The 10615-nt window shown below is 37.6% G+C and carries 12 protein-coding genes; 3 read left to right on the top strand and 9 right to left on the bottom strand.

The window, feature by feature from the left end; translation table 11 throughout:
* Window positions 1-37: 37 nt before the first annotated feature.
* The 4 genes from PPA04_RS05585 to PPA04_RS05570 are packed head-to-tail and all read right to left on the bottom strand — an operon-like array spanning window position 38 to window position 2307.
* Window positions 38-580, bottom strand: coding sequence for an Asp23/Gls24 family envelope stress response protein (locus PPA04_RS05585; protein ID WP_147206748.1), 543 nt, complete (start codon window positions 578-580; stop codon window positions 38-40).
* Between the two features lie 49 nt (window positions 581-629).
* Window positions 630-824, bottom strand: a complete 195-nt coding sequence (locus tag PPA04_RS05580) for a DUF2273 domain-containing protein (protein WP_057783960.1) — start codon at window positions 822-824, stop codon at window positions 630-632.
* A 10-nt stretch (window positions 825-834) separates the two neighbouring features.
* On the bottom strand, window positions 835-1401 hold the full coding sequence (gene amaP / locus PPA04_RS05575; RefSeq protein WP_057783962.1) for an alkaline shock response membrane anchor protein AmaP: 567 nt from the start codon (window positions 1399-1401) through the stop codon (window positions 835-837).
* 12 nt (window positions 1402-1413) lie between these two features.
* Complete coding sequence (locus tag PPA04_RS05570) at window positions 1414-2307, bottom strand: SDR family oxidoreductase (protein WP_057783964.1); 894 nt, start codon at window positions 2305-2307, stop codon at window positions 1414-1416.
* Window positions 2308-2610: 303 nt separating this feature from the next.
* Between PPA04_RS05570 and PPA04_RS05565 the strand changes: the two genes are divergently transcribed.
* Entirely contained in the window at window positions 2611-3552 is a 942-nt protein-coding gene (locus PPA04_RS05565) for a magnesium transporter CorA family protein (protein WP_373295136.1), read from the top strand.
* 182 nt (window positions 3553-3734) lie between these two features.
* Here the strand turns inward: PPA04_RS05565 and PPA04_RS05560 are convergent, their stop codons facing one another.
* Window positions 3735-4658, bottom strand: a complete 924-nt coding sequence (locus PPA04_RS05560; protein ID WP_057783968.1) for a tetratricopeptide repeat protein — start codon at window positions 4656-4658, stop codon at window positions 3735-3737.
* Window positions 4659-4703: 45 nt separating this feature from the next.
* Window positions 4704-5723 (bottom strand): YdcF family protein, encoded by a 1020-nt coding sequence (locus PPA04_RS05555; RefSeq protein ID WP_057783970.1) that lies wholly within the window; start codon window positions 5721-5723, stop codon window positions 4704-4706.
* A gap of 223 nt (window positions 5724-5946) precedes the next feature.
* Between PPA04_RS05555 and pnuC the strand changes: the two genes are divergently transcribed.
* Window positions 5947-6714, top strand: a complete 768-nt coding sequence (pnuC, locus tag PPA04_RS05550) for a nicotinamide riboside transporter PnuC (protein ID WP_057783976.1) — start codon at window positions 5947-5949, stop codon at window positions 6712-6714.
* A gap of 219 nt (window positions 6715-6933) precedes the next feature.
* Here pnuC and PPA04_RS05545 read toward each other — a convergent pair whose 3' ends face one another.
* A complete protein-coding gene (locus PPA04_RS05545; protein WP_057783977.1) occupies window positions 6934-7188 on the bottom strand; it encodes a GlsB/YeaQ/YmgE family stress response membrane protein in 255 nt (84 codons plus the stop codon).
* 198 nt (window positions 7189-7386) lie between these two features.
* Window positions 7387-8253 (bottom strand): aldo/keto reductase, encoded by an 867-nt coding sequence (locus PPA04_RS05540; protein ID WP_057783980.1) that lies wholly within the window; start codon window positions 8251-8253, stop codon window positions 7387-7389.
* A 143-nt stretch (window positions 8254-8396) separates the two neighbouring features.
* On the opposite strand from PPA04_RS05540, the gene PPA04_RS05535 reads away from it, so the two are divergent.
* Window positions 8397-9239, top strand: coding sequence for an aldo/keto reductase (locus PPA04_RS05535; RefSeq protein WP_057783981.1), 843 nt, complete (start codon window positions 8397-8399; stop codon window positions 9237-9239).
* 85 nt (window positions 9240-9324) lie between these two features.
* Here the strand turns inward: PPA04_RS05535 and PPA04_RS05530 are convergent, their stop codons facing one another.
* Window positions 9325-10614 (bottom strand): APC family permease, encoded by a 1290-nt coding sequence (locus PPA04_RS05530; protein ID WP_057783983.1) that lies wholly within the window; start codon window positions 10612-10614, stop codon window positions 9325-9327.
* Window position 10615: the final 1 nt, after the last annotated feature.

The following is a 10615-nucleotide window of genomic DNA, read 5'->3' as shown; positions in this document are numbered from 1 at the left end:
TTTTTGTAGTTTCAACCTTTAGTACCCTATTATTTAATTATTCAACCCGTGGTTCTCTTGCTTCATCTGCTTTACGACGCCCTTTATCCATGGCATTCTTGGCTTGATCCGTTTTCTTAGAAGCAAAGTTACCTGTCTTTTCGGCAGTGTTTTTCACCTTATCTTGTACAGTCTCACTATCCGCTTCATACTCTTCACGAGTTTTAACATCTACCACGTTTACATTAACTTCAATGACATCTAGATGAGTCATATCTTTAACTTCACGTGTAATAACTTCTTTCATCTGTTCAAAAATATCTTCAATATCTTTACCATATTCGGCAACGATGTCCATATCAATCGCAACTTGTTTTTTGCCAACTTCAGCATTGATCCCTGAACGCACATCATCACTATTGACCAATTTATCTTTAATATTAGAGAAAAATCCACCATCAACAGTCAACAAACCGTCAATCTCCTCTAAAGCAATTCCAACGATTTTTTGAACAACTTTATCATCGTAAGTAAGTTCGCCATTAATATCCGGTTTTGTTTGTGCATTAGATCTCTTATTCATTTGATCCCTTCCTGTCATACCGTTTGGTTGAATTAATTCTTTTTCTTTCATGTTAGTTTCCTCCTATTTATTCTTTGTTATTCAAATATTCATCTAACAGATGGCTTTTATCTAAATACAGCCCAATTGCTGTACCTACGCCCACCATAATGATGAGCAAAAGGGTTTGAAAAAAGCCAATCGTAACTAATAAAACTGCAATAATCAGTCCGACCACTCCCCCAATAATAGGGAGTTTATATTCATCAAATATTGCTTTCATTTGCGACCTCCTACTCTACGCGAACGTTTTTTGAAGTAGCCGCTCCCCTTGATTGGTAGCGTTCTAGTCTGACATTAACCTTAACTGAATGATGAGCACCCACAAGATTTTTTATTCGGTCCTGGACTCTGTTTGACCATTCTTCAGTATGATCAACTAGAGCAGAAGTTCTCTTGATTTCACCTTTAACAATTACTGTAATTCGTCGATTTAACGTTTGAACCTTCACTTTAGGTGATCCAATAAAGTCCTCTTTATTGAGCATTGAACGTACCATTCCTTCAATGGCCCGGCTGTGCACACTCAACTTGCCTCGATTTTCCTTTAAAGTAAAAGTTGTCGTTGCTTTGGGATAAAAAAGAATGATCAGGATAACAATCAAAAAAGCAGCTAAGACAACTACAGAAATCCAAAACATTGTGGTATAAGCATAGTAATTTGTTAAAAAGAAATCTCTCATATTCACTAAAAATTGGGAATGCTGTTCCCCCGGCCAAGTTAAGGATGTGACAAACAAGCACAATACCATAAAGAGTAAGGCACAAACAATGAGGACTGTTTTAAAAAATTTATTCATATAGTTGCCCTCCTATAAATTGATCGCCTCTCCACCCGTTACCCCATAAATTTGGGCTGTGACATAACTTGCATCATTAGAAGCTAAGAAAACATACACGGGAGCTAATTCGGCTGGTTGTCCTGCTCGCTTTAACAAACTATCCTGACCAAATTTTGGCAAGGCCTCTTTTGGCTGACCCTTATCTAGCTGAATAGGTGTCCAAATCGGACCAGGAGCAACACCATTTACACGTATTCCCTTAATGGCAGCTTGTTTAGCTAAATTAATAGTAAAGTTTGCAATTGCTGCCTTCGTTGCTGCATAATCCATTAAATGTTTACTAGGATTAAAAGCTTGAATAGAGGTGGTTGTAACGATACTACTTCCTGCCGGTAAATGAGGTAACGCAGCTTGCGCCAAGGCAAACATTGAAAGAATATTAACTTGGAAAGTGTCGTTTACTTGTTTCATAGACAGATCCTCTAAATTTGAACAAGAAACTTGCTGACCTGCATTCAAAACTAGCGTATCTAACCCACCAAATTCATCTACAGTATCTTGAACAAGTTTTGCTGCTGTACTTTCTTTACGTAAATCGGCTGGCAGTAATAAAATACGGCGACCAGCCTCCTTTACGTACTCTGCAACAGCATTTGCATCCTTTTCTTCACCTGGAAAAAATTGAAGTGCAATATCTGCGCCTTCTCGAGCGAACGCAATGGCTGTTGCCCGACCAATTCCCGAATCACCACCAGTAATTAATACACGGCGATTCTCCAGTTTGTGATTGCCACGATAACTTGTCTCGCCGCAGTCAGGTACTGGTTGCATCTTGGCCTGAAGTGCCGGCGTTTCTTGATCTTGCTTTTCAAAGCCGTCAGTATGATACAAGTAACGTGGATCTTTCAGATCTGGTTCCTTCATAGCTTACTTTCCCCCTTCTTAACTGTCATATTGGGTCTAATTAGTAAACCCATTATCAATATTAGAAACCCCATTTTAAAGTGATCACCCTCATCTTATTGTTAAAATAAGATTTCCTTTTGATACTTTTAGGATATCGAAACCAGATTAGTTTTCCAAGCAAGATGCTCAACTATTTCTAATGATTAAAATAAGCATATCCTTTTAACTCGTTATCTGATTTCTGACATAATAGAAATAAACGCAATTAAATGTTTGATTTCATCATGTAAAACTGAACTTGAAAGGAGAGATATAGAAGTGATTTTAAATTTCAACATTTCAAAAAAAGGTATCACTAAAGCCAACCATCCAAAACAAATCAATTGGATAGTTTTAAAAAATGCCACCAAAGAAGAAACTCAAAAAACTATCGATCAATTTGATCTTCCAAGTGACATTTTTATCGGATCCAGTCAAGCCGAAGAAGTCTCTCGATTTGAAAAACTTAAAGATACAAACTTGAATAATAGCTATTCTCTTGTCCTTATTAATCTCTCTGCCAATACTAAAGAAAATATTGAATTCCGATTAGAGCCTATCTCATTTGTAATATCAGATTCGTTACTTATCACTTATGTCTGTGAGAATTCAGAGTTTACTGAACATCTCGTTGAACAAAGGGGACAGGAAATCACAAACTTAGATTTGCTAATTTCATTCGCCATTTTCACCACGTATACCCATTTTATTAAGGAACTACAGGAAATAAAAAAGACAATTGATGATTTAGATCAGGCGGCAAGAAAAACTACAGAAAATTCAGAATTATTCCGTTTAGCTGACACGGAAAGAAAGATTGTCTATCTAGATCACACATTACAGGATCAGGCCGAAACCTTAGATTCGTTATGGGAAGAAAAGGCGTTCATTTCAAATATTAATGATGAAGCATTGATTTATGACATCAAGCTCAGTCAACGCCATGCAAATAAACTAGTTCGCGTTTATCGAGACTTACTGGAAACTATTGGTGGACTGTTTACTGACATGATGGATAATAATCTCAATCATTTAATGAAATTTCTAGATTCGGCGGGATTAGTCATTTCGATTCCTGCTTTAGTTTCTGGAATTTGGGGAATGAATACAGGTGGAATTCCTGGTAAAAGTTCGTCGTTTGGTTTTCTCATTGTTATGAGTTTAGCAACCCTTCTTACAATAATTACAGCAATTCATTTAAAGAAAAAAGATTATTCAAAATAGAAAATGCACAAACAATCTAATACGCTGTATGTTCAAAGCACTAATTACTCATGTGATCAAAAAAAAGATCCAAAAGATTTGCCAATTTTAATGTGTTTTAGCTATTTAAGTTTGCAAATAAAACAGGCCAGAGAAAAAATTTCTCTGGCCTGTTTTTAAAGATCAAACATTTTCAATATTAATTATTTTTCATAATTACCTGTAATTGTATTCAGTTTAGAATAACTACCTGTTTGCGTATTATAACGGTAAATACCGGTCAAACTGCCTACTGTATTGGAAGAATTGTTCTGACGTACTTCAACTTGGTAGTAGTTCGTACCAATCTGCGTCACACCAAAAGAAAGTCCGCGCTGATTAGTAATTCCCACTGTTCCCGTGAATGAAGTAATGACACTATCAACCTGGTCATCCGTCAAACTCCCAGTAGTTTGAGACGCGCCTGAACTGCTTGAATTGCTATTTGAATTCATGCTGGAACTTTGAGATGTAGTCGAGCTACTACTTGCAACACTTATTTGATTCGTTAAAGCTTTTCCTTGCTCTTGAAGGTTTTTAATCCCTCTAACTGATGAAGGCAACGCATTTAATTTAGCCAAATCCGCTTTAGCTGTTTCGTAGTACCCATTTGAAACAGCATCATATGCATTTTGATACCACCTATTTGCTTCTTTTAGTTGAGCGGATTTGGTGCTCAAATCTTTAGCTTGTGAAGTCAGTGCATCCCCGTTTGTCTTTTCTGACGTCATTTTTGCCAAACTAGAATTTGCAGAATCAGTATCACCACTATTCAGTGCCTCTTTGGCGGCTAAATAGTTTTGAACATTTGCAAGTAATTCACTTACTTTACTATCATTATTGTTTAAGCTTTGCGCTTTTTTTAACGTTGCTAGTGCATTACTTGTTTGTCCATTTTCAATTTGCTTTTGGGCTTTTTTTAATAAAGCTGAGGCCTTTTTTTGGTTGGTCTGCGTTGAAGTGGCAGAAGACGACGAGCTACTTGCTGCATCACTTTGTCCACCATTACTGCATGCAACCAAAGAAAACAGCATAACAACAGCAGCTACCCCAACTAAGCTCTTCTTAATATTTAATTGTAAGGTCATGATTTTCTCCTCCTTGACGACATTATACCATGTTCCACAAGTTAATTAATAAACGAATAACCAGTAGATTAAATAGCTAATTGTCAGGGTAGCCAAAATCATAGCATTTGTCCATTTAAACATCATAAATAAAGCCAAATATTCTCTAAAAGCTGCAAACGGAAGATAATGGATGGATGTCGACGCACTAATTCCAGACATTGTTGTATGCAATCGTTTTGCAATAACACCAGCTCGAAACACGTGAAAACTGTTTGTAACAAAAATGGCTCGATGAAAAACCTTTTCCTTTGTCATTAATATTTCTGAATTATATAAATTCTCATAAGTAGAGGTTGAAGCATTTTCTTGAATAATTTGAGATTTAGCAATACCGTTTTCTATCAAGTAGTTGCCCATAGCACGACTCTCTGGCATGATTTCATCGGAACCCTGTCCACCCGAAACCACAAATTGCGGGTGAGCCCCTCGTTTTCGCTGCTGTTTGTATATTGCAATTCCTTTATCCAGGCGTCGCTGGAGAATCCTCGAAACACTGCCATCTGCCAGTAGACCCGCTCCCAAAATCACAATAAAATCCACAGAATACAGAATAGGCAATTCGTCCAGCAAAGAAGACAACGCATATGAAAGAAAACCAACCATGAGATAGCCGATCCATAAAAATAAAATACCAAGTATCATCCATATAAGATGACTACGAAAAAATAGCGAATTTAGTAGGGTTACAATAAGCATGCCCCAAATCACAAAACCAATAGTTTCTAACATGACGTAACCAAGTTGTGAACCCGAATAACGAATAAGTCTTCTACTATAGAGCACACAGGCAAGTGCAAAAAAGGCTAAAGCAATGGGAATAATTCCAGTCAGGACTAAGCTCGTAATCAACATCATAGCTTGCATCCAAGGTGCCTGAGTCACTTCAAGCCACTGCCAAACTGCAATCACAAAACATATCAGCCCGGCAATCAAAAAATAACCATTTAAAAATCGACGCCGATCAGTAAGCCACAACGTGATAAAAACTGCTAAACAAATGCTGCCCCAATAACTAAAGTCCATCTTTGTCACTTCCTCTCCTATTTTCATTTTAGAATGCTTTCGAGATTTTTTAAACTTTAATGTCGTTATTTAATTGTAGCTTTTCCTATACCGCAAAAAAAAGATAAAATCAAGTCTTTCATTTTTTTAATTTCGAGATACAATATATAGTGTTGCTTGGTTTTGAAATCGGAACATATTGTGTACGGTCGTATACATAGAAACAAGAGAGGAAGATAAGCAAATGTCTAATTATTTACACTTTTTGGCACATCAATTAAAGGGTTGGCCTCAACAAAACTACTATTTATTCTTTTTCAGTCTTGGTTGTCAAATCATGACTTTGGTGAATTCACCAATTACAGCTTTAACAATTACTACATTTATTGGAACCACATTAGGTGTTTTATGTATTTTAGCAATCAATGCCGCAAAATCAGTTAATGGTTGGTTAGGATTATTATCTGCATTATGTTTTATAATCACAGGTTTTGCAGCAAAAAATTATTTAAGTATGGCAGAACAGTTGGCTTACGTTGTTACACTTGATTTACCAGTTCTGATGAGTGCAAACTGGAACGTTAACATGGTTTCTAAGATTCGTAAGTTCACTGGTAAAACTTGGTTTGTGGCATTAGCTTCAACAGTGGTTGTTTACTTTGTCTCTGGTTACCTAATCGGTACATTCACTAATGATCCTCGTCCATGGGTTGACGCCATCAGTTTTTCAATTAGTTTAACAGCTGGTGTTATCTGCTTCCTCCGTTTCAACAACCAATACTTCTGGTGGGTTGCTTCAGGAATTGCACAAATGGTCCTTTGGTTCATTTCATTCCGTCAGGGCTCAGCTACATTAGCCATGTTTGTAAACAGTTCAATCTACCTTATTAACGATGTTTTAGCATTTACAACATCTCCATGGTACAACAAAAAAGAACGTGCACGTCTTATTAAGGAAGAAAATAATTATTCCGAAAAAGAAGAAACCGTTGGTGACGTGACACACGCCTAAGTCCACATACAAAAACAAGCGTATTTTTAGCAAAAAGCTGGAAATACGCTTGTTTTCTTACTCAAAAAAAGATTGTTTAACCGTTTCAATTCGTTCACTCTTTATTAGGAAAACTTATTGAAACAAACGGCCGCATTTAACCCCGATTCCTGCGAGATCGCGATCCCGCTTCCATCGATCTTAAATGCAGCTGTTTAACCGTTTCAATTCGTTCACTCTTTATTTTGTTTTTCTCATTCCAAAAATTGCTGATACGATTAGCACAACCACAATTGCACCAATTATCGAGGGAATTAATGCCATTCCTGCTAACTGAGGTCCCCATGTTCCCAAAAGGGATTGTCCTAACCAAGCACCCACTAGTCCTCCTACAATATTACCAATCCATCCTGCTGGTAAATCTCTACTTGTAATCGCACCTGCAAGCGCACCGATAATTCCACCAATAATTAAAGCCCATAGCCATCCAAACATTGTCCTTCACTCCTTTTGGTTTTGTCTAGAGTATTACTCATAAAATCAACTAGTGATCACTTAGTTGTCTCTATAAACGCCTCTTAGAAAAACAAGATTTGTTTACACAGTTAGTATAGCAAATTTCTAAAGGTTCTTACAACTTTAATGTTTATTGTAGTAATTATAATTTTCTTATGATACCGACTTATCAATATCTTATTTCAAGTCATTAATTCCCTTAACGTCTTCATCTGTTAATTTAACATTTGTTGCAGCCACATTCTGTTCCAAATGATCTAAATTGGAAGTCCCTGGAATTGGCAATATCACCGGTGATCGTTTTAATAACCAAGCCAAGGCAATTTGTGAAGGACTTGCCTGATACTTTTTGGCTAACCCATCTAAAACTGATCCTGGTTTAGCAAGAGCTCCAGTTGCCAAAGGAAACCAAGGAACAAAAATAATTTGATGGGTTTCACAGTAATCTAGAACATTCTCGTCTTTTCGATTAGTAACATTATAAAGATTTTGTACTGCTTCGATTTTGGCATACTTGCTGGCTTCTTGAATCTGATTGATTGAAACTTGACTTAGACCAATATGCTTAATTTTTCCTTCTTGCTGCATTTTGGCAAGTTCACCAATTTGATCCGCAACTGAAACTTTGGGGTCGATTCGATGCAAAAACAACAGATCAATACTATCTACACCCAATGTGCGTAAATTCATTTCAACTTCTTGTCGCAAATATTCAGGGCGACCAACTGGAATCCATTTATCAGGCCCTTGGCGTGTAAAACCCACTTTTGTTGAAATAAAAACATTTTTATATTCGCCCTTGTAAGGTGCAAAGGCATCCCGAATCAGTAAGTTAGAGGTGAACGGTCCATAAGCATCTGCCGTGTCAATAAAATTCACGCCTAGTTCAACTGCTCGTTGTAAAACCATTACAGCATTTTTAGGGTTCTCTGAGGGCCCCCAAACACCCTTGCCGGGTAGTTGCATTGCACCATATCCTAAGCGACTAAACGTTTTTTCTCCAAGTGTCAGTGTTCCCACCTTGTTTGCATTTACTTCAGTCATTATTTCACCTAATCTTTCTTTAAATTGATAGGCTATTTTTGCATGAAAGCTAAATTTAGCTTATCCTAAAACTATAGAACGTTTTCATTGTTTAACCGTTCAAGTCTAATGTCAACTATTTTAAATTCTAGGAGATGTCAATAATGAGTCATCAAATTCCACAAATCAAGCTTAATGATGGGGCCGTTTTTCCACAAGTAGGCTTTGGAACTTATAAATTAAATGGGGCAACTGGTGTAAGTGCTGTTCGCAGTGCACTTGATAATGGCTATCGTGCTTTGGACTCAGCTTATAATTACGAGAACCATGGCGCACTTGGTGAGGCCATTCGACAAAGTGATATTCCGCGCTCTCAGATCATGATTACATCAAAATTACCAGGACGTCATCACCAATACGACGAAGCTTTAACTAACATTCAAGAATCACTTTACCAAACCGGGTTAAAATATTTCGACCTTTACCTAATTCACTGGCCAAATCCAAAAGAAGATCATTATGTGGAAGCATGGAAAGCTTTAATTGATGCCCAAAAATGGGGGTTAGTTCGTTCAATCGGCGTTTCTAATTTTTTACCAGAACATATTGATCGTTTGATTGATGAAACCGGCGTAACACCGGCCGTCAATCAGGTCGAATTGCATCCCTATTTCTCACAGGCACCTCAACGTGAATACGATGCAGATCATCATATCGCAACTGAAGCTTGGAGCCCTCTTGGTCGAGCAAGTTCTGTACTGCAAGATTCCACAATCAAAAAAATTGCTGATGCCCATAAGAAATCCGTTGGTCAAATAATCTTACGCTGGGAAACTCAGATAGGTGTTATGCCCATTCCAAAATCAAGTTCAACCGTCCGTCAAAGAGAAAACTTACACATCTTTGATTTTGAGTTAACGCCAGAAGAAATGGAAGCCATCACGAATTTGGACCGTCCAGACGGCCGTGTTAAGAACCAAGATCCAGCAGTTTATGAAGAATTTTAAATATAAATGGAAAATAAGACACATTAGATTCTGTGTACTGAGTTACGTCAGAATCTAATGCGCCTTATTTTTCATTCTCTTTTATTTATGCTTTTGCCTGTTTTTTCATAATCCAATAGAATGGTACAGCAATCACCAGGGCCCCAAAACCAAATAACAATTGTGACACATCAACCTGAATCAGCAACCACACACTGACCAAAATTGCGATGATTGGAATTAACCAACCTCCAGGAATTTTGAACGTTCGTAGTTCCTGTGCCCGCGTATAACGAAACACAATAACCGCCAAACAAGTTGGAATATACTGAGCAAAACGCGAAACCACGCTAATTTGAGCTAAAGTTTCGAACGTTCCAGACCAAGCAATCAGTAGTGATATTGTTGCCGACACAAGAATGGCCACGTATGGGGCATTCTTTTTATTACGCCGACCAACAATTGCCGGCATAATACCGTTTTCTGCCATTGCTACTCCTGAACGAGGTGTAATAAATGAAGATGCCACACAGATACCACCAATTGAGATGATTGTCCCGGCAGCCACCAGACTAGTTCCAAAATTACCAGCAATTTTACCAAATGCTTCTTGAATTGGTGCCGTTGACGCGCTTAGGTGTTGTCCTAAAATTCCAATCGACACAACTTGTAACAAAATATAAAACACGGTTACAATCACAATGACCAGTAAAATAGCACGTGGCAAATTCTTCTCTGGTTTTCGCATATCACCGGCAGCTACCACTAAGCCTTCAAATCCAGTAAAGGCGTAAAACAGTAAAACTGCTGCTGCAGCAAATGCACCACTATGATAAGTTCCCCCAGGAAACAACGGTGTAAAATTGTTACCATTAATTGCAAAGAATCCAATCAAAACAAACAACAGCAAGGGTAATAATTTCGCAATTGTCACAATGTTATTCACGATTTTTGAAAGGGTAACACCAGAAATATTCATCAGTGCCAAACTCACAATCACTACGGTCACAATAATATTTTTAATCAGTGGTGTATTCCAACCTGGTACAATCCCGCCTAACGCAGTCGCAAACGCAACCGCCATTGTCGCCTCAGCAATCATGCGAATTGCCCAAGTCACAAAACCGACCTCATAACCTACAAATTCACCAAAGGCTGCTTTAGCGTATATGTATGGACCCCCATTTACTTCAAACAAGGAAGCACATTCTGCAAAACAAACGGTAATACTTGTCACAAGTAAAGCATCAAAAATAAAAACACCGATACTTGCGGTTCCCATCAGTTTCATCGCTTGATTTGGAAGTAGAAAAATTCCTGAACCAATAATCCCATTAATCCCTAACAGGACAATACTCCAAAAACCCATCTTTTGTTTTTCTGTTTCAATATGCATA

Source organism: Pediococcus parvulus (assembly GCF_007990205.1).
GTDB classification, from domain to species: domain Bacteria; phylum Bacillota; class Bacilli; order Lactobacillales; family Lactobacillaceae; genus Pediococcus; species Pediococcus parvulus.
Note: the sequence above shows the minus strand (reverse complement) of the source record. Positions and strands in the feature narration are given on the sequence as shown.

Bases quoted from the DNA above. Each gene is read 5' to 3' on its own strand.
- PPA04_RS05530 (WP_057783983.1), bottom strand. From the start codon at position 10,614: ATGCATATTGAAACAGAAAAACAAAAGATGGGTTTTTGGAGTATTGTC.
- PPA04_RS05540 (WP_057783980.1), bottom strand. From the start codon at position 8,253: ATGACTGAAGTAAATGCAAACAAGGTGGGAACACTGACACTTGGAGAA.
- PPA04_RS05560 (WP_057783968.1), bottom strand. From the start codon at position 4,658: ATGACCTTACAATTAAATATTAAGAAGAGCTTAGTTGGGGTAGCTGCT.
- PPA04_RS05555 (WP_057783970.1), bottom strand. From the start codon at position 5,723: ATGGACTTTAGTTATTGGGGCAGCATTTGTTTAGCAGTTTTTATCACG.
- PPA04_RS05545 (WP_057783977.1), bottom strand. From the start codon at position 7,188: ATGTTTGGATGGCTATGGGCTTTAATTATTGGTGGAATTATCGGTGCG.
- pnuC (WP_057783976.1), top strand. From the start codon at position 5,947: ATGTCTAATTATTTACACTTTTTGGCACATCAATTAAAGGGTTGGCCT.
- PPA04_RS05580 (WP_057783960.1), bottom strand. From the start codon at position 824: ATGAAAGCAATATTTGATGAATATAAACTCCCTATTATTGGGGGAGTG.
- PPA04_RS05570 (WP_057783964.1), bottom strand. From the start codon at position 2,307: ATGAAGGAACCAGATCTGAAAGATCCACGTTACTTGTATCATACTGAC.
- amaP (WP_057783962.1), bottom strand. From the start codon at position 1,401: ATGAATAAATTTTTTAAAACAGTCCTCATTGTTTGTGCCTTACTCTTT.
- PPA04_RS05585 (WP_147206748.1), bottom strand. From the start codon at position 580: ATGACAGGAAGGGATCAAATGAATAAGAGATCTAATGCACAAACAAAA.
- PPA04_RS05535 (WP_057783981.1), top strand. From the start codon at position 8,397: ATGAGTCATCAAATTCCACAAATCAAGCTTAATGATGGGGCCGTTTTT.